This window comes from Pseudomonas sp. GW456-L12 (assembly GCF_059424045.1).
In genome coordinates this window covers 96,530-121,946 of record NZ_JBWKZA010000003.1, presented here as the reverse complement: position 1 = coordinate 121,946, position 25,417 = coordinate 96,530, and the positions used below count along the sequence as shown (strand labels likewise).

The 25,417-nt window shown below is 64.7% G+C and carries 13 protein-coding genes; 5 read left to right on the top strand and 8 right to left on the bottom strand.

Annotated features, from left to right (window positions below):
* Nucleotides 1-29 precede the first annotated feature (29 nt).
* From AC07Y9_RS05240 to AC07Y9_RS05230, 3 genes are all read left to right on the top strand, one after another.
* A complete protein-coding gene (locus AC07Y9_RS05240) occupies nucleotides 30-9,002 on the top strand; it encodes a TcdA/TcdB pore-forming domain-containing protein (RefSeq protein ID WP_102679545.1) in 8,973 nt (2,990 codons plus the stop codon).
* Between the two features lie 79 nt (nucleotides 9,003-9,081).
* Entirely contained in the window at nucleotides 9,082-10,539 is a 1,458-nt protein-coding gene (locus tag AC07Y9_RS05235; protein ID WP_102679546.1) for a TolC family outer membrane protein, read from the top strand.
* Nucleotides 10,540-10,657: 118 nt separating this feature from the next.
* The gene (locus tag AC07Y9_RS05230; protein WP_102679571.1) at nucleotides 10,658-14,227 is read left to right on the top strand and encodes a PAS domain-containing protein; all 3,570 of its coding nucleotides are present in this window, start codon (nucleotides 10,658-10,660) and stop codon (nucleotides 14,225-14,227) included.
* On the opposite strand, the gene AC07Y9_RS05225 is transcribed toward AC07Y9_RS05230, so the two are convergent.
* The 5 genes from AC07Y9_RS05225 to AC07Y9_RS05205 all read right to left on the bottom strand — a co-directional run bounded on the left by AC07Y9_RS05225 (nucleotide 14,224) and on the right by AC07Y9_RS05205 (nucleotide 19,897).
* A complete protein-coding gene (locus AC07Y9_RS05225; RefSeq protein ID WP_007930496.1) occupies nucleotides 14,224-15,141 on the bottom strand; it encodes a LysR family transcriptional regulator in 918 nt (305 codons plus the stop codon). The two genes, AC07Y9_RS05230 and AC07Y9_RS05225, sit on opposite strands and share 4 nt — an antisense overlap.
* Before the next feature lie 20 nt (nucleotides 15,142-15,161).
* Complete coding sequence (locus AC07Y9_RS05220) at nucleotides 15,162-16,136, bottom strand: response regulator (RefSeq protein ID WP_102679547.1); 975 nt, start codon at nucleotides 16,134-16,136, stop codon at nucleotides 15,162-15,164.
* Between the two features lie 79 nt (nucleotides 16,137-16,215).
* Nucleotides 16,216-17,292 carry a GGDEF domain-containing protein gene (locus AC07Y9_RS05215; protein WP_102679548.1) on the bottom strand — a complete coding sequence of 359 codons (1,077 nt, stop codon included), beginning with the start codon at nucleotides 17,290-17,292 and terminating at the stop codon, nucleotides 16,216-16,218.
* A gap of 309 nt (nucleotides 17,293-17,601) precedes the next feature.
* Nucleotides 17,602-18,063, bottom strand: a complete 462-nt coding sequence (locus AC07Y9_RS05210; protein WP_009044436.1) for a YccF domain-containing protein — start codon at nucleotides 18,061-18,063, stop codon at nucleotides 17,602-17,604.
* Nucleotides 18,064-18,130: 67 nt separating this feature from the next.
* Nucleotides 18,131-19,897 carry a hypothetical protein gene (locus tag AC07Y9_RS05205; RefSeq protein WP_102679549.1) on the bottom strand — a complete coding sequence of 589 codons (1,767 nt, stop codon included), beginning with the start codon at nucleotides 19,895-19,897 and terminating at the stop codon, nucleotides 18,131-18,133.
* Between the two features lie 173 nt (nucleotides 19,898-20,070).
* Between AC07Y9_RS05205 and AC07Y9_RS05200 the strand changes: the two genes are divergently transcribed.
* Nucleotides 20,071-20,238 carry a hypothetical protein gene (locus tag AC07Y9_RS05200; protein WP_158245984.1) on the top strand — a complete coding sequence of 56 codons (168 nt, stop codon included), beginning with the start codon at nucleotides 20,071-20,073 and terminating at the stop codon, nucleotides 20,236-20,238.
* A gap of 153 nt (nucleotides 20,239-20,391) precedes the next feature.
* Here AC07Y9_RS05200 and AC07Y9_RS05195 read toward each other — a convergent pair whose 3' ends face one another.
* Entirely contained in the window at nucleotides 20,392-21,390 is a 999-nt protein-coding gene (locus AC07Y9_RS05195; protein WP_102679550.1) for a bile acid:sodium symporter family protein, read from the bottom strand.
* An 84-nt stretch (nucleotides 21,391-21,474) separates the two neighbouring features.
* Between AC07Y9_RS05195 and AC07Y9_RS05190 the strand changes: the two genes are divergently transcribed.
* The gene (locus tag AC07Y9_RS05190) at nucleotides 21,475-22,266 is read left to right on the top strand and encodes an AraC family transcriptional regulator (protein ID WP_102679551.1); all 792 of its coding nucleotides are present in this window, start codon (nucleotides 21,475-21,477) and stop codon (nucleotides 22,264-22,266) included.
* A gap of 170 nt (nucleotides 22,267-22,436) precedes the next feature.
* On the opposite strand, the gene AC07Y9_RS05185 is transcribed toward AC07Y9_RS05190, so the two are convergent.
* Both AC07Y9_RS05185 and AC07Y9_RS05180 read right to left on the bottom strand, forming a co-directional pair.
* A complete protein-coding gene (locus AC07Y9_RS05185) occupies nucleotides 22,437-24,086 on the bottom strand; it encodes an FMN-binding glutamate synthase family protein (protein ID WP_102679552.1) in 1,650 nt (549 codons plus the stop codon).
* Between the two features lie 52 nt (nucleotides 24,087-24,138).
* On the bottom strand, nucleotides 24,139-24,621 hold the full coding sequence (locus AC07Y9_RS05180) for an acyl-CoA thioesterase (RefSeq protein WP_007930527.1): 483 nt from the start codon (nucleotides 24,619-24,621) through the stop codon (nucleotides 24,139-24,141).
* Between the last annotated feature and the right edge of the window lie 796 nt (nucleotides 24,622-25,417).

The window sequence follows — 25,417 nt, the reverse complement described above, 5'->3', positions numbered from 1 at the left end:
TCGCTCAAAACAGACAAAGGATCACTGCAATGGCTTCCATGTCCAAGGACTTCACGCGCCTGCTCAATACCCTGATCGATCAACAGGTCAAGGCGGCAGGCAGGCAAACCGAATGGTTCAACATGAGCGCCGACGAGCGCGCCACGTACATCGCCCAGGTCGGCGAGCGCCTGCTGGAAATGCAGCAGAGCACCCTGAGCGTGCTGGCCGCCCAGCACTATCAGATGCAGGACAACCCGGTCTCGGTCGGCGACCAGTTGCAGACCCTGCAACAACGCCGCAAACAGATGAACGCCATTCCCGACACCCCGGCCACCAGCGCCTACAAGCTGCAACTGGACCGCGACATCCAGTTGTACAGCCGCCAGCAGACGGCTATCACCCACTATGACAGCACCTGGAACAAGGCCCTGGGCATGCTCAGCCCCGGTGGCGCCAAGCAGTTGGACATCAAGGGCCTGAAGGCCGATGCGCTGGCCAAGCAGGACAAGCTCGACGGGCGGATCAAGCGCCTGGAGCAGCAGTTGACCATTCAAGTGGCCGACTCCACCTTCAGCCAGGCCTACGTGACGCTGTTCTCCGAACTGCAGGCCTACAAGGACGTCAGCGCCCGCTACAACACCTTGCTCAAGGCCACGCCCGAGCAGCAGGCCGCGAGCCTCGACGCGCTGGCAAAGGCGCCCCGGGCCTCCGACGATCTGCCGGTGAACATTTCCCTGCTGATGATGGAAGAGCGCCCCGGCTATATCCGCATGAACGTGGCGCTGGTCAATGCCAGCACCGATGGGCGTTTCAAGGACTTTTTCCTGGAGAATGGCAGGCTGGTGGTGCCCACCGACGGGGTGCTGAACTTCTCCTTCGGCACCGCGGCCCGCTCCCTGGCCTGGCAGCAACAGTACCGGCTGAAGAACGAGCCGCCGTCCTTCCGCTCGCCGACCTACGCGCCGATTCGCTCGGTGCTGGTCAAGACGTCCTTTGTCGAGCAGTACTTCGCCAACCACTTGGTGTCGGAAAGCTCCCTGCGCGAAGGCTTCAAGGCCCAGGTGCTGGGCAACGGCCACAAGCTGCTGTTGACCAGCGTCGATCGCAAGGTGCCGAACCAGGTCGGCATCCAGGTTTCCGGCCAGTCGCCCACCACCACCGTCACCCGCGAAGTGCCCCTGGCCGGCGCCTTGAGCGAGCTGATCAACCAGAACGCCGACATCGCCAGCTTCCAGACCATTGGCCTGGAGGGTTTTCGCCAGAACAGCTACCACCCCGACCGTGACGGCGTCTTCGTCAATATCCACGAGCTCGAACGCTCGGTGGGCCTTGCCGAGCGCCAGTACCTGCTGGAAATGCCTCAGGGCGGCGAGTACCGCGCTGCGACGCCTTTTGCGCTGATGACCGTCGACGGCGACAAGGTCAGCAGCAGCCACCTGAGCAAGGCGCAGACCGACGCCCTGTATCAATACAACGCGGCGTTTTTCGACAAGCTGGAGCAGCTGCGCGATGGTGGCATCAAGGCCAGCCGCCTGTTTGAAGGCAGCCGCGAACGCGCGGCCTTCACGCAGCAGTTGACCCGCTTGCTCGAGCGCAACCACATCACCCCGGCCGGGGTGCTGATGCCGGAACACAGCCGCGCCAGCCTGCGCGATATCAAGGGCAACAACCTGAACAAGGTGCTCTGGGAGCAGGCCTTCGCCGCGTCGGTCTGGCAGAGCCGCGACAACGACGCGCTGCTGTTCGGCCTGGCCGACAAGCTGGTGAACAACCAGGCGGTGGCCAAGGTCCTGCAAGGCGGTTATGTGCAGAGCGACATTGCCCAGGCCAAGTTGCTGCTGGCGCCCCTGTACGAGCCATGGCGGGCCCGGGCGATCGACGCGGAAACCCAACGGGTCGCCGCGGCCAACGCGGCGCAGCATCCTGGCAACCCGAAAGTGCATGTCTTCGATCAGGTGGCGGTCGAGCGTTCCCTGGACAGCCAACTGCTGACCCTGTTGCTGCGCGGCCCCGAAGGGCTTGCGCCGGCCGATGGCAAACTGCGCCCGACGGTCGAGGCGCTGCTGTCGAGCGACCAGGGCCGCAGCCTGCGCAAGCAGGCGCTGTTCCATGCCCTGCGCCCGGTGGCCGACAGCTTTTCCAAGGCCGCGGTGCCGGTCAATGCCCATGCCGCGCTGGCGCCGCCAAGTGGCGCCGACAAGGTCATGATCAACAACCGGCTGAATCAGCCCGACCCTTACCTGATCCTCAATACCCACCCGGAACAGGTCCAGGCCGATACCACCTTCCTGATCGCGGACGACAAGTACCGCAGCTACAGCCAGTTCCGCCCCGACCCGGGCAATGCCGCCACCCGCTATATGAACGACCTGGACACGCCCTTCGTGGGCGGCATTTCCGGGACCACCCAGACCGTCAGCAATGCCTTGCCGGAGTTGTTCGGTAGTGCACCGAGCGTCAAGCAGTACTGGCAGTTCCAGATGGCCAACGCGGCCTTCATGATCCGCAACGGCTACCACTCGTTCTTCGAGACCCTGTATGTCGCCGCCCGTTATGAACCCCAGGGGCCGGGCAGCATCGGCCAGGACCTGCTGCAGATGTTCGACCGCTACCGCGCCGAAGGCAGCAGGGAGGCGTTGCACGGCGAGCTGTATGACGGGGTGATGGCCCGCGTGCTGCCCATCGTCAATGAAGGCTTGCCGGTGGCCGAGGAGTTCCATCCGCCGCGTTTCACCAGCGTTGGCCCGCTGCCCGCGCTGCTGGGGCAGGCGGCGAAGGACCTGCAGCTCAAGACCGGGCTGGCCTCGTTGGGAGCCGGGTTCGAGCCGCGCCAGGGCAGCGCCGACATTCGTCAGTTCGCCGCCGACCCTGTGCAGTTCGCCAAGACCCATACCCTGAGTGCCGAGGCCCTGGTCAAGTCGGGACGCTTGCCGGCCCAGGGCAACGTGCAGTTGGTCAAGGTCGCGCCGAACCTGTACGAGCTCGAATACACCGAGCACAGCGCCAATGACGTTGCCGGCGGCAACAGCGTGCCGGCGTATTTTCTCGGCTACAACGGCCCGAACCAGGCCAATGCCGCGCCGGCCTATGTGGACATTCCCAAGCACGCGGCCGCGGGCAGCTTCCTCTTCACCGGCACCTTGTCGGGCTGCTCGCTGGTGGTGACCAGCCTGGACGCCAATACCTTCCGGGTCTACCACGACGGCCGGGTCAACAGCTCGCTGCTGTACGACAACGTGGTGATGGCGGTCGACTACAAGGACTATCAGGTCGCCGGTACCGCCGAGGGCCTGGCCGCGGCCTACATGCAGTACGTCGATGGCCAGTGGCAGCTGGTGTTCCAGCGCCAGGAGTACCAGCGCGACGGCCAGATGGTCTGGCCGAAGCTGCGCGACGGCGCGCAACCCCTGCAGATCCAGAACGCCGACCCTCAGGTGGTGGAACGCAACCGGGCCGAGTTCGCCGCCTACCGCGAGCAGGTGCACCAGAACCTGAAGAAAGTCGCGACCCAGTTCGGGGTGTCGGTCGACGGGGTGGCCGACGGTGTCTACCGCGATGGCGCCTTTTCTCCCGAGCATCCGGCGATCGCCGCCTGGAACCAGCTGCGCGAAGCGGTCCAGGCCAAGGTCAACGCCGATATCCAACAGCTGGCCGACAAGCGCTACCAACTCCAGCAAGACCGGCGCGGGGCCAGCGACAAGGGCCTGATCGACCAGCAGATCAAGCAGCTCAACCTCACCCAGGACTACTACCGGGCGCAGTACGACCCGGTGTTGCGCGAAGCCGGCTCGGTGGAAAAGACCTGGCTCTGGCAGCAGATCAAGGCCAAGGACGGTAGCGCCGCGGTGGTGCGCACCGACGATACGGCGATCCAGGGCGCAGGCGAGGAGCGCGCCAGCAGCGTCGGCGAGCGTTATGCGATTGCCGAGGCCTATCAGCGCGGCGCGCGGGGCACGGCGTTCAGCGATGGCTTGCGGGATTTCCGCGAGATCAAGATTCCCGGGGTGGACGACCGGATGTCGGCCCTGAAGATGAAGCAGCTGTTTCTCGACGGCACCCTCACGCCCCGCGAGCGTGGCGCCCTGAGCGGGCGCATCACGGAAACCGCCCAGGCCGAGTACATCGACAAGGTGCTGCGCCAGACCGCGGTGTTCAGTGAAGACTTCCACAAGGCCGGCAGTGTCTTCGGGCAACTGGCGCCGCAGGATTTCTACCTGTCGCTGGTAGGCGACCGTTCCGGCGGCCGTTGCTACCCCCTGGTCCGGGCGATGGCCGTGGCCCTGGCCAGCGGTGGCGAGGCGGGCGTCAACAGCCTGGTACAGAAGCTGTTCCTGGCCTCCGCCGACCCTCAGGCGGGCAGCTCGACGCTGCTCAAGAACAGCCTGATCCGGCTGCATTCCAATGTCGAAGCGGTCCAGGCTTCCAGGGAGCTGGGGCAGGTCAAGTTGTCCGAGGTGGTGTCGCGGCTGGCCGCCAGCACCGGCACCTCGATGTTCGCCCTCAATACCCAGAACCACTCGATGATGGTGGGCAGCACGCAGACCGCCGAGGGCCGTCGCTACTACTTCTATGACCCGAACGTGGGGATCTTCGCTTTCGACTCCAGCAAGGGCTTGGCCAAGGCCATGCAGCAGCACCTGGTGACGCGCAACCTGGCCGCGCACTATGGCTCGTTCGGCACAAAGTCGCTGCCGGCCTTCAACCTGATCGAGATCGACACCGGCAAGATGGCCGAGGTGCCGGTGGGCAACGGGCTGAATGTGGCCGATCTGTCGCGGCCCGAGGAGCTGGCCGGGGTCATCGGCCAGCGCCGCCAGGTCGAGCAGGCGGTGGACGCCCAGCAGCGCGTCAGCGAAGACCTGCGCCTGGGGGCGGCGTTGACCACCTTCGACGCCGAGCAGTGGGGCGCGCGCTTCGAAGTCGCCAGCACCCGGCTGGCCCGGGAACACCAGTTGGGCAGCCAATGGATACCGATCATTGCCAACATCGAGGCACAGCAGGAGGGCGGCTATCGGGTCCAGTTCATCAACCGTGACCAGCCCGAGCAGACCCGCTGGCTGGCCACCGACGATGGCACCTTTGTCGAGTTCCGGCGTTTCGTCGATGAGCACATGCGGGTGTTCAACCAGCACTTCACCCTGGAGCACGGGCAGATACGGCCGCGTGCCGGAGTCGGCGAAGCGGCGCCGGTGGATGGCTTGAACGCCGGCTTCGCGGTGCAGACGCTGATCCAGTGGTTCGCCGACAAGAACCGCAAGGACACAGCCCAGGGCACGGTTTCGCCGGACCTGGCCACTGCGTTGAAGATCCACAGCTACCTGGGCCTGGCGCAGATCGGCCATGGCACCTTGCAGGACGTGGCCAAGGTCACCGAACTGGTGCAAACCGCGTTGCGCGGCGAAGCCACGGCTGCCGAAACCTCGCTCAAAGACTTTGCCTCGACCCTGGGCCACACCGTCAACGAAGGCGCGGGCGTGCTGTTTGGCGGGGCCATGGTCGGCCTGGATGCCTATGAACTGGCCCATGCCGAGAACGATGTGCAGAAGGCGGTGTTCGGCACCCAGCTGGCGTTCGATTCGGCCAGCTTCGTCACTGGTGCAGCCGGAGTCGGCGCCGGGCTGCTCGGCGCCTCGACGGCGGCCGCGGTGCTCGGCGGCGCAGGGGTGATCCTCGGCGGCCTGGCAGTGGGCTTCACCGCGCTGGCCCAGGCCTTTGGCGCGGTGGCCGAAGACGCCAAGGCGGTCGGGCGTTATTTCGATACGCTCGACAAGGCCTACAAAGACAACGGCTACCGTTATGACGCGGACAAGAAAGTGCTGGTGCCGCTGGCCGGCGCGGTGGTCAAGCGCCTGGACCTGCGTAACAACCAGATAGGTTTCGACAGCCAGTACATTTACCGCACCCACCACGGCTCCACCGGTTCCGGGGCGATCAACTACTTCTTTTGGGCCGGTGATTTCCCGCGGATGATCCACGATCGTGGCCAGGCGATCGAGGTGCGCAGCGGCATCGGCTACAAGGACGCCACGCGCACGCTGGAGCATGGCGACAGCACGGCGGTGATCCTGCCGGGCACGCCCAAGTCCTACATCAGCTACGAGTACATGATCCTGCCGGGGTCCACCACCCGGCATGACACCGGCTTCGACGTGATCCGCCGGCTCGAGGAGGACCGGCGTTTCGACTACGACTTCTACATCTTCCCGAGCGAGGAGACGATCCGGCGGATTCGCCAGGAATACGTCGAGACCCCGATCGAGGTGCTGCTCGACTCGCGCGACCGGCAACTGGTGATACCCGAGCTGCCCAAGGAGCTGCACGGCTATCTGAACTACCAGATCAAGGGCGCGGGCGGGCGCTATCTGGTCGGCCTCAATGAAGGTGCCCGGGTGGATCTCGCCAGCGAGTCCGGCACGCCGTCGCGCTGGATCATCGACAGCAGCCAGTTGGCGAGCGAGAGCATCAGCGTGTCCAAGGACCAGCTGGTGGTCGGTGGCGTGGTGGTCAAGCTCGACCCGGCGAGCAACGGCCAGGTGCTGGTGGTCAACGCCAAGGGCGAGGTACGCGAAGTCGACTTCGCCGGCATGAGCGCCCGGGTGGTGGAGGAAGACGCGAGCAAATGGCAGCTGCCTGGCCAGCGTATCGAACAGCACCTGAGCGAGCTGGCCAAGGCCCATCAGTTGCACGGTCAGTACGTGGTCGTCGATAACTACCGCCACGAGGGGCGCAATGTCGGCCGGGCGTTCTACGACGTCGCCAAGGACCGCATGCTGTTCACCGACACCCAGGTGGAACAGGCCAGGAACGCCCAGTTGGGGGCGGTCATCGGCGAGCATGCCTACTTCGTCGACGCCGAGAACGCCGCGGCGTGGCGGGTCGAGATCGCCACCGGCAAGGTCGACGCGCAGTTCGCCCCGTCGTTCAACCAGAGCGCGGGCCGGATCAGCCGGTTCTGGCAGGAGGGCGACGCGGTCTACCTGGCCCGTCGTTATCAGCTCAAGGAGCGCGAGGCCGAACTGAACTTCCGCATCACCGGTGACCGGATGGAGCTGGTCGGGGTGGTCGGCGATGACGCATTGCTGCAACTGTCGGCCCGCACCGGCCAGCATGGCGATGCGCTCAAGGCCCTGCTCCAGGGCTACCAGAGCCAGGTCACGCAGCGGGCCACCCCGGTGTACAGCCTGGGCGCGCCGATGATGGAACCGAGCGCCGCGGCGCTGGTGACGGTGTTTGGCCTGGATAACGCGAAAGTCGCGCACCGCTACTGGGTGCGCACCAGCGACGGCACGGTGATCAAGCCGAACCTGGCGCCCCCGGCGGGTCAGCAGCCGCCGGATGCCCAGGGCAAGCCCCAGAGCGCCTGGCCGATTCCGGCGGACCTGGTGTTCGCCGGCAGCATGCCGCAGCCGGCTGGCCAGGAGGTGTTTTTCTTCTACAGCCAGAAGCAGAAGGTGCTGTTCCGCCAGGAAGGGCCGGGGCAGAAGGTCCTCGACGGTAGCCAGCCGAGCGCCTTGCGCCTGGCCACGCCGGCCCTGGCCAATGTGCTCGAACTCAACGGCCATCTGGTGGCCGTGACCGAGGATGGGCTGGTCGCGCGGATCGAGGCGACAGGGCGCCTGAGTTATGAAGCGGTCAACGAGCATTGGCTCAAGGGCCGCAGCACCTGGTGGCAGGACCTGGCCAGTGTCAACGGTAGCAGCGCCACCCTGGCGGTATTCGGGGCCAAGGCCGCCGACGGCAAGAGTGCGCTGCCGGTGTGGTACCACAACGGCCAGGTGATCGTGGCGGCGTCCTCGCTGCAAGGCAAGCCGCTGCAATTTCTCGGCTTCGACAGCGCCAGCTCCAGCGCGCGGCTGTTCGAGCCCGAGAGCGGCAAGCTCTACCTCCAGGCACCGATGACGTCCGAGACGTTGGCCGCTGCGTTCGGCGGCGACGAGGTGCTTGAGGCCTCGGCGCAATTGCCCGCCGCCACGCTGCCGATGCCCGAGGTGCAACTGCGCTCGGCGGTCCAGGTGGATGCCGGGCTGCGGTTGACGACGGTGCAGGGCGAAATCCTGCTGCGCGCCAACAACGGCGATGTGCAGCTGGTGGCGCTCGACAAGGGCTGGCAGCAGCAACGTCTGGGCAATCTGCCCCAGGCGCTGGCGCAAGTGGCTGGCCAGTGGCGAGCCAAAGGCGTGCTGACCTTGCAAGGCGCTGAGAGCCAGGGCTGGTTCGATGTCGCCAGCGGACGGATGTTCGCCAGCACGGGCATTCCCGCCGCGAGCGACCTGCGTTTTATCGGGGTGGCCGCCGAATCGCAGCGCTCGGCCTACGTCTACAGCCCGACGGAACAGGCGCTGTACAAGGTCAAGGAAGGGGCTGCGCAGAAACTCGGTCACTACGCCAATGTCGAGCGTATCGGCTCGTCGCTGCTGCTGCAGGGCGGCGGCGGTCGTCAGGACGAGCTGGCGCCGCCGCTGATCGCCGGGGTCGACAGCGTGGTGCTGCATGGCGGCGGTGCCAACGACACCTATCGCTTCAGCCCGGCGATGTGGGCGCATTACCGCACGGTGGTGATCGACAACGATGACCCGGGCCAGGCCCTGGACCGCCTGATCCTGCCGGTGGCCGATGGCAAGAACATCCTCGTCAGCCGTCGGGGCGAGGACGTGCTGCTGACCGACGCCGGCACCGGCACGGCCTTGGTGCTGCGCCAGGTGTTGGGCAGTGAGGCCGCGGCGCACCGGCATCTGCAGATCGAGCTGCAAGGCGACTCATCGGTGATCAGTGTCGATCATCTGGTGAAGGGCTTTGCCCAGGCGGGATCGGCCAAGGACGTTTTGTTCGAGCTGTCCTCGCGCGAGCGCCAGGCCGTGCCGACGGCGAACGACATCGCCTCGGTGACGGAGGCCGAGGGGCCCAGCCTGGCCAAACTGAGCGGGGCCATGGCGGCCTTCGCCGACACCGGCGGGGCGCGTGAGCACCTGCCGCAAAACCGTCAGGCCGCCCAGGCGGTGCTGGTGCCTTCACTGACCTGACCACGCGGGAGCAACCACAGGAGGGGCGCCAAGCCTCTCCTGTCTCCTGGCCCATCTTGTTTGGAAACAGAAACAGACCATGACCAACCCCATGATTTCGCGGCAGCGAGCCCTTGCCGGCTGGCTGCCCGTCCTGCTATCGCTGGCCGCGTTGCCGGCGGCCTCCCTGGCGGTGGCCGCCGAACAGCCGCGCCAGGTCCTGCCCAGCGACCTGTGGCGGGTGTACCTGGATGCCCAGCACAACAACAGCGAGCTGGCGGCGGCCCGTGCCGACCAGGCCGCCCGCGCCGAGGCGGTGCCCCAGGCCCGGGCCGGGCTGCTACCCACGCTGTCGGCCAGCGCCGAGCTGAACGGCACCAGCACCTCCCTGCAACAGCCACGGCAGGACACCCGGCGCAGCGGCACCAGCTACCAGGCGGTGCTGAACCAGCCGATCTTCCGTGCCGATCGCTGGTTCAGCCTCAAGGCCGCCGAAGCCGAGGACCAGCAGGCCCAGCTGGAGCTGGCGGCAGCCGAACAGAAACTGATGCTCGACAGCGCCCAGGCCTATTTTGGCCTGCTCAAGGCCCAGGACGCCCTGGCGGCGGCCAAGGCGGAAGAGGCGGCGCTCAAGCGCCAGCTGGAACTGGCCGAGAAGGGCTTGCAGCTGGGCCTGTCGGACCGTACCGATGTGCTCCAGGCCGAGGCCGGGCATGACACCGCGCGGGCCAACCGGATCGTCGCGCAGAAGCGCACCGACGATGCCTTCGAAGCCCTGGACACCCTGACGCACCAGCAATACGCGGCGATCCAGGGCGTGCGGCATGACATGCCGATCTTGTTGCCCGAGCCCAACGATGCCCGGCGCTGGGTCGATACCGCGGTGCGCCAGAACCTGACCCTGCTGGCCAGCCAGCAAGCCCTGGACGCGACGCAGCAGACCCTGAGCGCGCGCAAGGCCGGGCACGCGCCGACCCTCGACGCGGTACTGCGTTACCAGACCGGCGACAACGACAACCTGGGGTATGGCAACAGCGATATCCGTGGCAGCGGCTACGGCGGCAATGTCGAGCAGCGCTCCATCGGCCTGCAGTTGAACATTCCGCTGTTCAGCGGCGGCCAGACCTCTTCCCAGGTGCGCGAGGCCCACCAGCGGATGAATCAGCGCGAGTACCTCAACGACAACCTGCGGCGCCAGGTGGTGGAGCAGACCCGCAACCTGCATCGCGGCCTCAACAGCGGCGTCGATCAGGTCAAGGCCCGGCGCCAGTCGATCATCTCCAACCAGGGCGCGGTGCTGGCCTCGCAACTGGGCTTCCAGGTCGGCACCCGCAATATCGTCGATGTGCTGGAAGCCCAGCGCCAGTTGTATAACGCCGTGCGCCAGTACAACGACAGCCGTTATGACTACATTCTCGACACCCTGCGGCTCAAGCAGTCGGTGGGAACCTTGTCGCCCCAGGACCTCAAGGCGCTTGGTGATTACCTCAAGGCCGACTACGATCCCGACCGCGATTTCCTGCCGCCGGAGTTTCCACGCCGGCTGGCGGCGCGTTGAGCTGTTTGTCAGGGCACAGGCGTATGCGCACGGGTTTATCAGGTAAAGGGGCGAGGTGTTGCACAGGCTAACCAACTTCTTCGACAGCCACAGACGGTGTTGCTACGCCCTGGGCGTGGTGCTCGCGGTCGGTGCCGCGGTGGCGCTGGGCAACTACTACCGCCTGCAGGTCGAGGACGTCTACCAGGCCAGTATCGAGATGCAGACCCAGGAGTACGCCGCGGATCTGCAGCAGTGGAAGTCCGACGGTTTTGCCATTGGCGCGCTGTCGATCCTGGGGCGCCACAACCCCTCGCTGAAACGGGTGATCCTGGAGCGCGAGCCCTCGGCAGAATTGATGGCGCAGGCGGCGATCCCGTTGAAGACGCTGTCGATGGTGGTGGGCGCCAACCACGCCTTTGTCCTCAACCGCGACGGGGTGGTGGTGGCGGCCCACGATCACCAGGGCCAGGCGCCGCTGGGGCTGAATGTGGCCTTCCGGCCCTACTTCAAGGTGGCGCTCAACGGCGGCAGCAGCGTCTATGGCGCGATCAGCGTCACCACCGGCACCCGCATGTTCTACATGGCGGTCCCGGTCTACGAGTCGCGCACGCGCCAGGATCAGGTGATCGGGGTCCTGGTGGCGCGTTTCGACGGCAAGATGCTCGACACCAGCCTGAGCAAGCAGTATGGCGACGACCTGAAAATGATCCTGTCGCCCAGCGGCGTGGTGCTGGCCGCCAGCACCCCGGATTTTCTGCTCAAGGCCGATCGCGCCTGGTCGCTGCGCGAATTCGGCGGCGAGATCCGCCGCCAGTTCGGCGACTACCCGTTCGCCCACGGGGTGCCCGAACGCTTGCCCTTCGATGCCCATCAGCCGCAGGTCAAGCTGGACGGCCGGCGCTATAGCCTGTCCCGGGTCGATTTCGACTGGAACGACCCCAGCGGTCCCTGGACCCTGGTCACCCTGGGCGACCTGGATACGGTGCTGCCGGCCGAGCAGGTGCTGCTGATCAAGGGCTTGAGCGCCGTGGTGTTCCTGCTGTTGCTGTGGGGCGGCCTGCGGCGCCTGGCCGATGCCCGGCGGCACAAGGCCGACGTGGCGCGGATCGAGCAAAGCGAGCGACGCCTGGACATGGCCCTGCAAAGCGGCGCGCTGGGGCTGTGGGACTGGAACGTCAGCCTGGGGATCGTCATCAATAACGATGTCTGGCTGCGGATCCTCGGCTACAGCAAGGAGGAGCTGGACCAGACCTTTGGCAATGGCCTGGATCGCTGGGCCTGCCTGGTTCATCCCCAGGACCATGAGCCGGTCATGGCCAGGCTCAGGGCGCACCTGAACAACGAAGTCGAGGAGTACCGCGCCGAGTACCGCATGCGCAGCAAAAGCGGACGCTGGTTGTGGGTGCTGGACATCGGCCGGGTCATGCAGCGCGATGCCGATGGCACTCCAACGCGGGTCACCGGCGTGCTGCAGGACATCACCCAGGCGGTCGAGGTGCAGCAGTCGATCGTCGACAGCCAGACCAAGTTGCAATCAATGATCGCCAACATTCCGGGGGTGGTGTTTCGCAGCCTGCCGGACGCCTCGCGGACCATGGTGTTCGTCAGCGAGGCCATCGAGGGCCTGAGCGGTTTTGCGGCGGCGCATTTCCTCGCCGGGCACAGCTATCGCGACCTGGTCCACCCCGACGACCTGGAGATTTTTGCCGGCTGCCTGGGCAGCGCCAGCTACATGCTCGAATACCGGATCATCACCGCCAGCCAGGAGGTGCGCTGGGTCTACGACAAGGGCCAGACCATTGTCGTGGACGGGGTGCCGCAGTACCTGGACGGGGTGATTTTCGACATCAGCGAGCGCAAGGCGGTGGAAGCCCAGGTCCAGCAATCGCGGCGCGACGCCGAGCTGGCGACCCAGGCCAAGTCGGAGTTTCTCGACAGCATGTCCCATGAAATCCGCACGCCGCTGAACGCGATCATCGGCATGGCCCACCTGGTGCAGGACATGCCCCTGGAGCGGGTGCAGCGCGACTACATCGAGAAGATCGACCGCGCGGCGCGCAACCTGGTGGGCACCATCAATGGCGTGCTCGACCTGTCGAAGATCGAAGCCGGCAAGCTGAGCATGGAGCAGGTCTGCTTCGACCTGCGCGAACTGGTGGACGATGTGTTGCTGCTGGTGCGCCAGCGCGCGGAAGAACAGGCGCTACAGCTGCGCCTGGACATTCCGGCCCTGCTGCCGCGCAGCTATGTCGGCGATCCGCTGCGCCTGGCCCAGGTGCTGACCAACCTGGTGGACAACTCGATCAAGTTCACCGAGGCCGGGCATGTGTGCATCGGCGTGTGCCTGGTGCGTCAGTGGAACGACAAGGCCCTGCTGTGCTTCAGCGTCACCGACACCGGGGTGGGCATCAGCGACGAGCAGCAGGCGCGGCTGTTCAATGCCTTTGTCCAGGCCGACCTGTCGATCAGCCGGCGTTACGGCGGCAGCGGCCTGGGGCTGACCATCTCGAAAAAAATCGTGCAGATGATGCAGGGCGACATCTGGGTGCACAGCAAGCCGGGGCAGGGCGCGGTGTTCAAATTCACCGTGCAGTTGAACGTGCCGCAACAGCGGCCGCAGGCCTTGCCCGCGGCGAGTTGCAGCGCGCCGGCCACGCCATCGGTGGCGGGCGCGGCGGGGCTGTGCACGGTCAACGACTATGCGCGATTGCTGGCGGGGACGCGGGTGCTGGTGGTCGAGGACAACCGGCTGAACCAGGATGTGTTGCAGGGCCTGCTGCAGCGCGCCGGGGTCCAGGTGGTGCTGGCCGCCAACGGCGCCGAGGCCTTGCAGAGGTTGCTCGAGGACGGGCGCTTCGACGGGGTGCTGATGGATTGCCAGATGCCGGTCATGGACGGCTACGGCACCACGCGCAAGATCCGCGGTTACCCGCACCTGCGCTCGCTGCCGATCATCGCGGTGACCGCCAGCAGCCAGACCGATATCCAGGGCCGGGTGCTGGCCGCCGGCATGAGCGATCTGGTGAGCAAGCCGCTGGAGGTCACGGCCTTCTATCGGACCCTGGTGCGCTGGATCAAGCACCTGGAGCTGCCCGCGGGGGAGATTGCGACAAGCCTGCCCAGCGGCGTCTCGACCCCGGGCTACGAGGGCATCGACTCGGCGCTGGGGCTGGCGGTGGTGAACCAGGACCTCGCGCTGCACCAGAAGCTGCTGGCGGATTTTCGCGATGACCAGCAGCAGGTCATCGAGCGCCTGTGGCTGGCCCATGCCACCGAGGACCTGCAGGCCATCGGCTTTCTGGCCCACAGCCTGCAAGGGGCGGCCGGCAACATCGGCGCCACCGCGGTCAGGCAGGCGGCCAGGGAACTGGAGGAACAGTGTGCCGGGCAGGCCGACCTGGTGCCCTTGATCCGCCAGCTGGCGCAGTGCCTGGAACCGCTGCTGGCCAGCCTGGTGCGCTTGCCAACGGCGGGTGCCGAGCCTCCGGTCCGGGAGAACGAGGCACTGGGCACTGAGCAGCTGTTAAAACTGGAGCGACTGGCCAAGCTGCTGCACAACCATAATGCGCAGGCCCTGGCGCTGATCGATGAGTTGTGCGAGCAGAGCCGTAGCGGTGCCCTGCGGGCGATTCAGGAGCGGATCTACCGGCTGGAGTTCCAGCAGGCCTATGCGCTGCTGGTCGAGTTGCGCGTGGCCCAGGGCTAGCGCGCGGCGCGGGTCAGTTCGAGGTAGCGGGCCATCCGGTCCGTGCAGTGCTCCACCAGGCACTGGTGCAGGGCCCGCAGCGACTCGGTGATTTGCGAGCGGTGCGATACCACCAGGCTCAGCGGCGCGGCGTCGGCCTGCCAGCCGGGGAGCAGGGGCAGCAGGCGCCCGGCGAGCAGGTCCTCGACCACGTTCAACAGCGGCAGGTAGACCACGCCGTGGCCGGCCACCGCCCAGCGCCGCGCGGCATCGCCATCGTCGCAGCAGAAGTGCCCCTGCACCCGCACATCCTCGACCTGGCCCGGCGCGTGGAAACGCCAGCGGCTCTCTGGCCGGCCAATGCTGTGGCAGATGATGCACTCGTGCTCGCTCAGCTGTTCCGGCGACTCGGGCGTGCCATGTTCGGCCAGGTAGCCGGGCGCGGCGCAGGCGATGAAGTGGTGCTGCTTGAGCACCGGTAGTTCGACCAGGTCCAGCGCCAGGCTTTTGCCGTAGCGCAGCGCCGCGTCGAAGCGGCCCTTGAGCAGGTCCTCTTCCTTGTCGCTCAGGGCCAGCTTGATATACAGCCGCGGGCGTTCCTGCTTGAGCCGGGCGAGCAGCTCCAGCAGCAGGTTGCGGCCCAGGTCGGAAGACACCGTGAGCTCCAGCATGCCGTCGTCGTGGGTCAACGAGCGCTTGCCGTTGGCCAGGATCTTCAGGGCGTGCTGCGCGCTTTCCAGGTAACGCACGCCCTCGGGGGTGAGTTTCATGGTGCGGGTGGAGCGGGTGAACAGGCGCACGCCGAGACGGTTTTCCAGGCGCTTGAGCGCCAGGCTGGCGGCGGCCGGGGTGATCGACATGATGCGCGCCGCGGGCGACAGGCCCTGCAGCTCGGCAATCAGCACGAACAGTTCCAGGTCGGCGAGGTTAGGCATGGGCAAGGCTCACTGTCCGTTCACGGGCCGAAAAAGCTCTGTGACGAACTCAGCAAGGCCGCCGAGAGCGACGCCGGGCCGCAGGCGATGCATTGCTCGAACCCCGGCTGTTCATACATCCGCGCCATGGCCTGGGCGTGCCGGCCGGGAAGGTCGCCGCCGGGTTGCAGCAGGCTCAGGTGGTAGTCCAGCGCCAGGGCGAAAAGGCGGGCCGAGAGCGGGAGATCGAGGCTTGCCGGGCTGCGGTCGCCCTGGAGCAGCGCCTCGGCATGGGTGATTTTCCAGGCGAGGTTGAGGATGCGGTCTTCCGGGTCGGCGTGGGCGAGGATCTCCTCGATCAGCACCCGGCTGTGGGCCAGGGCCTGGCCGATGCTGCCGCCGGGCTGGTTGAGGCCCATCAGGGCCAGGCAGGCGGCGCTGCGAAACGCCGCGGGGTCGCTCTGGGTCACGCCGCTGTCGAGCAGGATCGACAGGGTGTCGAGCAGCGCCTCGAGGCGGATCCGCGGGTTGCCGGCCAGCTGCAAGGCCAGGGCGCCGATAAAGCCGTCGCGCATGTCGCTGCCGGCCGAGGGCTCGGCCGCCGGTTGCGGGCTGTGCAGGGGTTTGTCGCGGTAACCCAGTTGCGTCGCCACCCGGGCCAGCACCACCGGCGGCGAAATCGGCTTGGCGATGTAGTCGGCGGCGCCGAGCAGCAGGCCCAGGCGTTCGTCTTCGACGCTGCTGCGCGAGGTCAGGAAAATCACCGGGATGGCCGCGGTCGCCGGGTGGCTCTTGAGTTCGCTGAGCACCTGGAAGCCGTCCATCTCGGGCATCAGGATATCGAGGATGATCAGGTCGGGGCTGGCGCTGCGGGCCAGGGCCAGGCCACGCTCGCTGTTCTTCGCCAGCAGCACTTCATATTCGCTCGTCAGGGTTTTCGAGAGCACGATCAACGACTGCGGGTCGTCGTCGATCGCCAGGAGGGTATAGGGCTTGGGGGCGTGCTCTGCGGGCATGACGGGGGCGCCTGATCAAGAGAGGGCGGCAGTTTATCTTATTTGATCGGCCGGTCGCGTTGGTGCGTTGCCGCAGGGGTCATGGGTGAAAGGTGTAGCGATCCTTGCCCGTGTGCTTGGACTGGTACAGCGCCTTGTCGGCCTTGAGCAGCGCCTGGTTCAGGCTGTCGTCGTCCTCGACCCGGGCCAGGCCGATGCTGACGGTCACCGGGTACCGGGCCCGGGCTTGGCGCACCACCTGGCACAGGCGTTCGGCCAGTTGCTCGACGTCGTCGCGCCGTACCCCGCCCAGGTAGATGGCGAACTCTTCGCCGCCCAGGCGCGCGTAATCGAAGCCGGCCATGACCGTGCGGATATCCGTGGCCACCCGCTTGAGCACCTCGTCGCCGATGTCATGGCCGTACAGGTCGTTGATTTTCTTGAAGTTGTCGACGTCGATCATCGCCAGGTAGTGGTCAGGCTCCCGGGGCTGCGCCGCCAGTTGCTCGCCGGCGCGGGCCATGAACGAGCGGCGGTTGGGGATGCCGGTCAGGCTGTCGTTGTAGGCCTGTTCCAGCAACAGCTTGGACATGATGTAGGTGTGCAGCTTGGCCTGGCGCAGCTTGATGAAGCTGTAGAGGGTCAGGGCGGTGAGGAACAGGGCGTAGATCAGCAGCATGGCGCCCTTGAGTTCCAGCACCGAGGTCTGGGTCATGATGAACGGGTCGAGCACCACCCAGGTCAGCACGAGGGTGGCGAAGAACGACCAGCGCCGCAGGGGCAGCACCGAGGCGCTGTAGAGAATGCTCGAGGCGCCGAGGATCAGCCAGTCGGGGCGCAGGTCCAGCGGCATGCCTTCGATCACCAGGCGGATACCCGCGCCGATGATCAGCACGAAAAGCAGGTTGAGCCACTGGAAGTACCGGGCGTTCTTGATGAAGGCCAGCATGATCGCGTTGATCGCCAGGGCGACCAGGAACGCCATCGAGTACAGGGTGAAGCCCTGCTTGCCGGGGAAGCTGACGATCAGGTTGAACAGCAGCCAGATGCTGATGCTGGCGACGTAGATCAGCAGGCAGAAACCGTGCAGCCGTTCGAAGTCGTACTGGGCGAACTCGGCCTTGAGGGCCGGCGGCGTGGCCTGTTTCAGCACTTGCGCTTCAATGGTCTTGAGCATTACGGGCCTTGGACGTGAACGGGTGGACGGGAGCGATAAGCCTCCTGGCGAGCGCGCGGACTGCGCAGGGCCTCGGGGCTGAATGAAAGCAGTGGGCGTGGGACTTGTCCAACCGCGGCGGGCGCCAGTGTGGGCGTCCTTCAACGTTGTGGTGCGGTTTGTTCAAGGTGGGGCGGCTTGGCGATCAGGTTACGCGCTTGAGGGCGCCGCAGATACGTGATGGCGGCTGTCGGAGCGCGTAAGCGCGCGGAGCATGCCGGTCGACATGCGCAGCAGCAGAGGCCTCGACGAGACCTCTGCGCCTGGGCTTCAGCCAGGCTGACGCTGTTTCAACGCCGCATCCTGGGCATTGAAAGTACGCGCCGCGGCGGCCACTTCCTTGCGCACGATGGTCTTGCCGATCGGCGCCAGGGCGATGCCCGCCAGCTTCAGGTGCTGGATGCCGAAGGGAATGCCGATGATGGTGATAAAGCACAGCAGCGCCGACATCACATGCCCCAGCGCCAGCCAGATCCCGCCGAACACGAACCACAGCACGTTGCCGATCACCCCCAGGCCACTGGTACCGATATCGTCCTTGTTGTTCAGCTCGCGTCGGCTGATCGCCTCCTTGCCAAACGGAAAGAACGAGAAGGCGCCAATCACGAAACAGGCCCGGCCCCAAGGGATGCCGACGATGCTGATAAAGGCCAGGATGCCCCACAGCCACCAGCACAGGCCCATGAAAATGCCGCCGAGGATAAACCAGAGAAAATTGCCGATGGCGCTCATGTGAAGCTTCCTTGTGGGGTTCATTCAGTGTTTGAAACAGCCGGCCATTGTCTGGCCTGGCCGTTCATTATTCATTGTTTCTTTTGCGTATCAGTCCGGATGCCATACCTACCAGCACCAGGCTGATGCCCCAGCCGATAAGCGTTTCGATCCAGACCAGCAAGCGGGTCGAGTGCCCCCAGGTGAAGTTGTCGAACTCTTCCATTGGGTCCTTCTTGGGAGTAGGAGTCATCGGTCCCCAGGACTTTTCCTGTTGCAGATCGATCAGTGGCAGCAGGATATCCAGCGAGTATCCCAATGGGCTGAACCCGGTGTATTCGCCGCGGAGTGTCTCGCAGGTATACCAATTGCCGGCGTCCTCGGGCTTTTCGGGCTGGGGTTCGGGTCTTGAAGGAAAGCGTTTGGCCCAGGCGGTCTTATGTTCAGGCTGACAGGTGAGATAGTCGTCGTGTTGAAAAACCAATGGGTCGCTTGGGGCAAAGACTGCTTGCTCCAAGGCCGCGTACCAATAAAAGGCTGCGCAAAAGAACCAGGTTAAAAAGAAGAACAGAACCAGGCGCATGGGCTTGTAGCCGAAGCCGAGCAGGGTGCCGTACAGGTGGTGCACTAACGTAGGGTGGGGACCTAGGGTCGAGCGACCGGCCAGGCCAGCCTTGTGCAATCGACGCTCAAGTTCCATGCCGAGTTGATTGGCTTCCTCTGTACGTCCCATCTCTTCAAACACTTTCTGTATCTGTTGCCAGGGTTGTTTCTTGAATTGACTGGCAACCCCTTTTTTTCCGTCGGTTCCTGCATCTCTCGGGTTCTGTTTATCGAGCCACTGGATGCGGTCCCGTGCTGTCAGTGGCCTGGTCGTTAACAGATTGCTGTAGGTAAACCCGCTCAGATATAAGCGATCGCCCCAGGAGTCGGGAGAATCATTCAGAGTTTTGACATTGGCATCGGTAAGAATTACCCATTCCAGTGGTGTCTCCAGTTTTGTGAGGCGCAATTCTTGCTCAACCTGGAGGTTTTTTGCCGATAACGAGGCTCCGCCTTGTCCTTGCAGGCTAGCTCCCATGAGGCTTAGGGTTCCTGCGATACGAGCATTGGTAAGACGAACAGTGCCCTCTGATTTAAAACCTGGAGAGAGGAACACACCACCTCTGGTGGTGGAGTCGGTGATGTTTAAGGTCAGCCGATCCATACAGCGGAAATAACTGTTTTGGATGATCAACTGACTGTTGAGGTTTGCCCCGCAGAATCGAACTTCACCGATAGCTTGGAAGTCGTCTTGTAAGCGCACACTGCCCTCGATTACCGCCCTATCTGCGGTGAAGGCGACTCCGTCAGGACCATTGAGCTGGCTGCCTCTGAACAGCAGTGAGCCACCAATTCTTGAGTCTCGCAGGTTGATGGTTTCGGAAGAGGCCACTTTGTCGAAGCACAATATTCCATCAATCGAAAGCAGCGTTGCAGAGAGACCACGCAGCGCGCTGTGAGACAGGTCGATAAGACCTCGCACTTGTGAATTTGCCAGCAGAATCTTTTCTGCGAATCGACAGTGACGGAGTTTTAAGTTGCTGGTTATAGTCGCCGACTTGAGGTTAAGAACTCCTTCAACGTAGGCACCGCTCAGCAAAATGCCACTTTCGTGAATCTTGACGTTATGGTCCCCGCCCAAAATCAAGAAGCGCAGGAACTTAGCTCGAATGCTGTTTTGCTCTGTCGCCTCGATTGGGGTGCTTTTATCGAGCCGGGTGAGTTGGCCCAAGGTGCAGCGTGCGAGGAGTTTTTCTTCTGCTTCTCGTAATGGCAGGAAGTGTTCGAGAAGACGACCCTGTACAGCGCTCATAGAGTCATATCTTTTGTTGGTGCGGCACAAAGTAGGAGCAGAAAACGCATAAAAACATCCATGTAGGATTGCCGGCCGGCAAAAAAAGTGGCGCTATGCTATCGGCTTGCCGTCCCGGACAAAAGCACAAATCCCCGCTTCACCCGAGAGTAACCACCTGATGCTTCTACAGATTGACCGCGCCCGGTCGACACAGCGACCTGCAGGCGCGCCTGGCTGCGCAGTGCAAGCAGCTGAACCTGCGGCAGATGCCCGGCTTCAAACTCGATGACAAGGGGCTGGCGCGGGGCAGTGTGCTGGTGGAATACGCGCCGTGGAAAGGCGGTCCGAAATACAACTGACCGCCGTCACAGGGATCTATAGGAGGAGCCGCTCGACCCTCGATGGCTTGCGATCAGCGAAGCTGAGGCGGTCAGGCGCAGCGCGTTTTCGTTGACGATTTATCGCGAGCAAGCTCGCTCCTACAAAGGCGACATGCAGTTCAGGAGTCGCACTCAGGGATCGACCTGGGCCATCAGTTCCGGGATCGATTCCGGGCGTTTGGCGTAACGCTGGGCCAGCATCGCGCAGACCATCAGCTGGATCTGGTGGAACAGCATCAGCGGCAGGATCAGCACGCCCATGGTGCTGCCGGCGAACAGTACCTGGGCCATGGGCACGCCGGTGGCTAGGCTTTTCTTCGAGCCGCAGAACAGGATGGTGATGCGGTCTTCCTGGTTGAAGCCGAGCAGCTTGCTCAGCAGGCTGGAGGCCAGCAGCGCCAACGCCAGCAGCACGCAGCAGGCCAAGACCAGCCCGGCCAGGTTCCACAACGGGATCTGGTGCCAGATGCCTTCGTTCACCGCCTCGCTGAAGGCGCCGTAGACCACCAGCAGGATCGAGCCCTGGTCGACGAATTTCAGCCAGTTCTTGTTGCGGCCGACCCAGGCACCGATCCAGCGGCGGGCGATCTGCCCGGCGATAAAGGGCAGCAGCAATTGCACGCTGATCTTGACGATGGCATCCACGGTCGAGCCGGCATCGCCGTGCACATTCAGCAGCAGGGTCACCAGCAACGGCGTGAGGAAAATCCCGAACAGGCTGGACGCCGCGGCGCTGCAGATCGCCGCCGGCACGTTGCCCCGGGCCAGGGAGGTGAAGGCAATCGCCGACTGCACGGTGGCGGGCAGGGCGCAGAGGTAGAGCATGCCCAGGTACAGGTCGTTGCCGATCAGCGGCGACAGCAGCGGTTTGAGCGCCAGCCCGAGGATCGGGAACAGCACGAAGGTCAGGCTGAAGATCAGCAGGTGCAGGCGCCAGTGGCCGGCCCCGGCAATGATCGCCTCGCGCGACAGCTTGGCGCCGTGGAGGAAGAACAGCAGGGCGATGGCGGCGTTGGTCAGCCAGCCGAAGCCTAGCGCCACCTGGCCGCTGGCCGGCAGGAAGCTGGCCAGCAGCACCACGCCGATCAGGGTCAGGGTGAAATTGTCGGGCAAAAGACGTGAGCGACTCATAATGGGACCATCCAAGGGTTGCCAGAGCGGTTGGCCGACTCTAACGTGATGATGGACTGCCGACTAACGCCAATGAGCCAGTAAATGCCGCCTAAAGGACATGAAAAGATCGTCCAACGCAGTATTCCCGGTCTGCCGAGCCTGCCTCGACCGGTGTACGGGCGCACCGAATCGCTGCCCAACCGGGCGCTGACCCGGCGCCACAGCCACCCTTGGGTGCAATTGTCCTACGCCATCCAGGGCGTGCTGGAAGTGCAGACCAGCGCCGGGCGTTTCATCGCCCCGCCGCAACGGGCGGTGTGGATTCCCGCTGGCATGCCGCACAAGGTGTTCAGCTCACCGCGCACTGAAATGCGCAGTCTGTACCTGGATTGCCGCGTCACCGCCTGGGCCGGCGAAACCTGCCAGGTGCTGGCGGTGAGCAGCCTGCTGCGCGAATTGATCCGCGCCTTCAGCGAGCTGCCGGTGGAATACGCCGAAGATGGCGCCGACGGGCGCCTGGCCCAGGTCCTGCTGGATCAACTGGCCGCCGCGCCGCAACTGGACTTGATGCTGCCGTTGCCCCAGGACCCGCGCCTGCGACAGATCTACCGCAGCCTGCAAGCGCACCCGGACCAGCCGACCACCCTGGGGCAGTGGAGCGAGAAACTGGGGGTGACGGAGAAAACCCTGAGCCGCCTGTTCCTGCGGGACACCGGCCTGACCTTCCGCGCCTGGCGCCAGCGCCTGCGCCTGCTGGGCGCCCTGACGCCCCTGGAGAACGGCGAGCGGGTGACGGATGTGGCACTGGCCTGCGGCTACGACTCGACCTCAGCCTTCATCGCGGCGTTCCGCCAGCAGTTCGATGCCACGCCCGGGGAGTTCTTCCGCCCGTAACGGTAGGAGCGAGCTTGCTCGCGATGGCGGTGCATCTGACCCACCGCGGCGCTTGCATCGCCAGCAAGCTGGCTCCTACAGGTTCGGTAGTGGCCGCGATGGCAGCGCCGTACCCGAGCCTTTGTAGGCGCGAGCTTGCTCGCGATGGCGCCGGCGGCTGCAACCTCAATCTAAGCCGGCGTCAGCCGCTCGGCCTTGGACGGCGCGGCCACGGCCAGTGGCGCGAAGCTGTGGGGCTGGGCCATGTTCCACATGCGCGCGTAGAACTCCGAACTGATGGGGCGTTGCAGCAGCTCGCCGGGTTCGAGGAACACGTGGATCTGCGAGAACAGCCGGACCTCGGTGGTGGTCAGGCGCCGTACCAGGTGCTTGGCCTGCAACTGCGCCGGGTGGTCGAGGCCGGCGGCGCTGAGCATTTCGCCGAGGGCGACCAGGGTGTTGCGATGGAAGTTGTGCACCCGCTCGGCCTTGTCCGTGACCTGCAGCGCTTTCTGGCGCAGCGGGTCCTGGGTGGCGACGCCGGTGGGACATTTGTTGGTGTGGCAGCTTTGCGACTGGATGCAGCCGATGGCGAACATGAAACCGCGCGCGGCATTGACCCAGTCGGCGCCGATGGTCAGCACGCTGGCGATGTCGAAGGCACTGATCACCTTGCCGCTGGCGCCCAGCTTGATCTGTGAGCGCAGGCCGGCGCCGACCAGGGTGTTATGCACGAACAGCAGGCCCTCGCGCATGGGCATGCCGATGTTGTCGGTGAACTCGCGAGGCGCGGCGCCGGTGCCGCCTTCCTTGCCGTCGACCACGATAAAGTCCGGCTGGATGCCGGTCTCGAGCATGGCCTTGACGATGGCCATGAACTCCCAGGGATGACCCACGCAGAACTTGAAGCCCACCGGCTTGCCACCGGACAGGTTGCGCAGCTTGACGATGAATTCCAGCAGTTGCAGGGGCGTGCTGAACTCCGAGTGCCGCGCCGGCGACACGCAGTCGTGGCCCATCTGCACGCCTCGGGTCTTGGCGATTTCAGCGGTGACCTTGTGCTTGGGCAGGATGCCGCCATGCCCCGGCTTGGCGCCCTGGCTGAGCTTGATCTCGATCATCTTCACCTGCGGATGGCTGGCCTGCTCGGAGAAGCGCTGGGCATCGAAATGGCCGTCCAGGGTGCGGCAACCGAAGTAGCCGCTGCCGATTTCCCAGATCAGGTCGCCGGCGAATTCCTGGTGATAGGGGCTGATGCTGCCTTCCCCGGTGTCGTGGGCGAAGCCACCGAGCCTGGCGCCTTTGTTCAGGGCGCGGATGGCGTTGGCGCTCAGCGCGCCGAAGCTCATGGCCGAGATGTTGAACACCGAGGCGCTGTAGGGCTGCAGGCAATCCGGCCCGCCGACCACCACGCGGAACTGGCTGGGGTCGCAGGCGTCGCCCGGGACCATGGAGTGGCTGATGAATTCGAAGCCGGGCTGATAGACGTCGGCCAAGGTGCCAAAGGCCTTCTCCGCGGGCTGGTTCTTGGCGCGGGCGTAGACCATCGAGCGTTGCGAGCGGGAGAAGGGCAGCTTCTCGTCGTCGCCTTCCAGCAGGTACTGGCGGATCTCCGGGCGAATCGACTCGATCAGGTAACGGATATTGCCGATGACCGGGTAGTTGCGGCGCACCGCATGGTGGCTTTGCAGCAGGTCGTTGAGGCCGACCAGGCTGAGCACCCCGGCCAGCACGATCAGCCCCTGGCCCCAGGGGCTGGCGGGCCAATACAACAGGCCGAACAAGGTAAGGGCAAGGCAAAGGATCAGGGTCGCGTAGCGACTGAGCAGCGATATCTTCATGGTCGTTCCTTGGGCAAATCGCAAGACATGGGTTCAGGTGGGCAGGGCGGGTTCAATCCGAGTTGCGGATCTGCCGATAGCGCTCCTGCAGCTCCTGGCGCTGCTGTTTGCGCAGCAAGCCCTGGGCGTAGCGGCGTTGTTCGGTGGCGGTTTCCGGCACGAAGGCGCGCACCGGGTGCGGGCGCCCGTCGGGGTCGACGGCGACCATGGTGAAGTAGCAACTGTTGGTGTGGCGCACCGTGCGTTCGTGGATGTTCTCGGTCATCACCTTGACCCCGACCTCCATCGAGGTGCGCCCGGTGTAATTGACCGAGGCGAGGAAGGTCACCAGTTCGCCGACATGGATCGGCTCCTTGAAGATCACCTGATCCACCGACAGCGTGACCACATAGCGCCCGGCATAGCGCTTGGCACAGGCGAAGGCCACCTCGTCGAGCAGCTTCAGCAGGGCGCCGCCGTGCACGTTGCCGGAGAAATTGGCTTTGTCGGGCGTCATGAGCACGCTCATGCTCAATTGATAACTGCCTGGTTCCATGGGTGACCTCATCAGTAATCGATGCTGTCCGCATAGGCAGGCTAGAGCCCCGCGGACAGTATTTGGCTGGAGATCGGAGGGTAATAAGAAGTCTTGATAGTTAGCTAGCTATCTTTTGTAATGAGCTGTTGTGGGGATTGCAATAATGCTTGCGATCCACCAGGGCAGAGCCCCGGCCCCACGCTTCCACCCTGTAGGAGCGAACTTGCTCGCGATGACGGTGGTGGCGTCACTGGTGGTGCTGGCTGGTATACCTATGGATCCCCGCGCTAATGGTCCTTTGTTGGGGACTGGTTCACCCACATGGGTAGCAGATTCGTTCAAGCACATAGGTAACACCGCGGACTCTGTAGCCGCTGCCGCAGGCTGCGATCGGGCGCTAGCGCCCGCTAAACCTGAATCCGCGATTTGAGCAGTGGCATAGGGTGGTGGCCTGCATGGGGGTTACTGCGGTAGCCACGATTTCTCGGTATGACACCGACCTGTAGGAGCGAAGCTTGCTCGCGATAGCGTCTGTGCTGGCGCTGCATTTTTTGGACGGGGTACATATCCGTTTCTGCGGTCACGGCGGCTTATGGTTCCGCCCTGACGGCGGGTCACTTTTTACAAGCTTCTGTAGGAGCGAGGCTTGCCCGCGATGGCGTCTGTGCTGGCGCTGCATTTTTTGGACGGGGTACATATCCATTCCTGCGGTCACGGCGGCTTATGGTTCCGCCCTTACGGCGGGTCACTTTTTACAAGCTTCTGTAGGAGCGAGGCTTGCCCGCGATGGCGTCTGTGCTGGCGCTGCATTTTT

Excerpts from the sequence above, each read along its gene's own strand:
- AC07Y9_RS05240 (WP_102679545.1), top strand. The coding sequence starts at position 30 with ATGGCTTCCATGTCCAAGGACTTCACGCGCCTGCTCAATACCCTGATC.
- AC07Y9_RS05185 (WP_102679552.1), bottom strand. The coding sequence starts at position 24,086 with ATGAAGATATCGCTGCTCAGTCGCTACGCGACCCTGATCCTTTGCCTT.
- AC07Y9_RS05210 (WP_009044436.1), bottom strand. The coding sequence starts at position 18,063 with ATGAGCGCCATCGGCAATTTTCTCTGGTTTATCCTCGGCGGCATTTTC.
- AC07Y9_RS05195 (WP_102679550.1), bottom strand. The coding sequence starts at position 21,390 with ATGAGTCGCTCACGTCTTTTGCCCGACAATTTCACCCTGACCCTGATC.
- AC07Y9_RS05235 (WP_102679546.1), top strand. The coding sequence starts at position 9,082 with ATGACCAACCCCATGATTTCGCGGCAGCGAGCCCTTGCCGGCTGGCTG.
- AC07Y9_RS05225 (WP_007930496.1), bottom strand. The coding sequence starts at position 15,141 with ATGCCTAACCTCGCCGACCTGGAACTGTTCGTGCTGATTGCCGAGCTG.
- AC07Y9_RS05220 (WP_102679547.1), bottom strand. The coding sequence starts at position 16,136 with ATGCCCGCAGAGCACGCCCCCAAGCCCTATACCCTCCTGGCGATCGAC.
- AC07Y9_RS05205 (WP_102679549.1), bottom strand. The coding sequence starts at position 19,897 with ATGAGCGCTGTACAGGGTCGTCTTCTCGAACACTTCCTGCCATTACGA.
- AC07Y9_RS05215 (WP_102679548.1), bottom strand. The coding sequence starts at position 17,292 with ATGCTCAAGACCATTGAAGCGCAAGTGCTGAAACAGGCCACGCCGCCG.
- AC07Y9_RS05180 (WP_007930527.1), bottom strand. The coding sequence starts at position 24,621 with ATGGAACCAGGCAGTTATCAATTGAGCATGAGCGTGCTCATGACGCCC.
- AC07Y9_RS05190 (WP_102679551.1), top strand. The coding sequence starts at position 21,475 with ATGCCGCCTAAAGGACATGAAAAGATCGTCCAACGCAGTATTCCCGGT.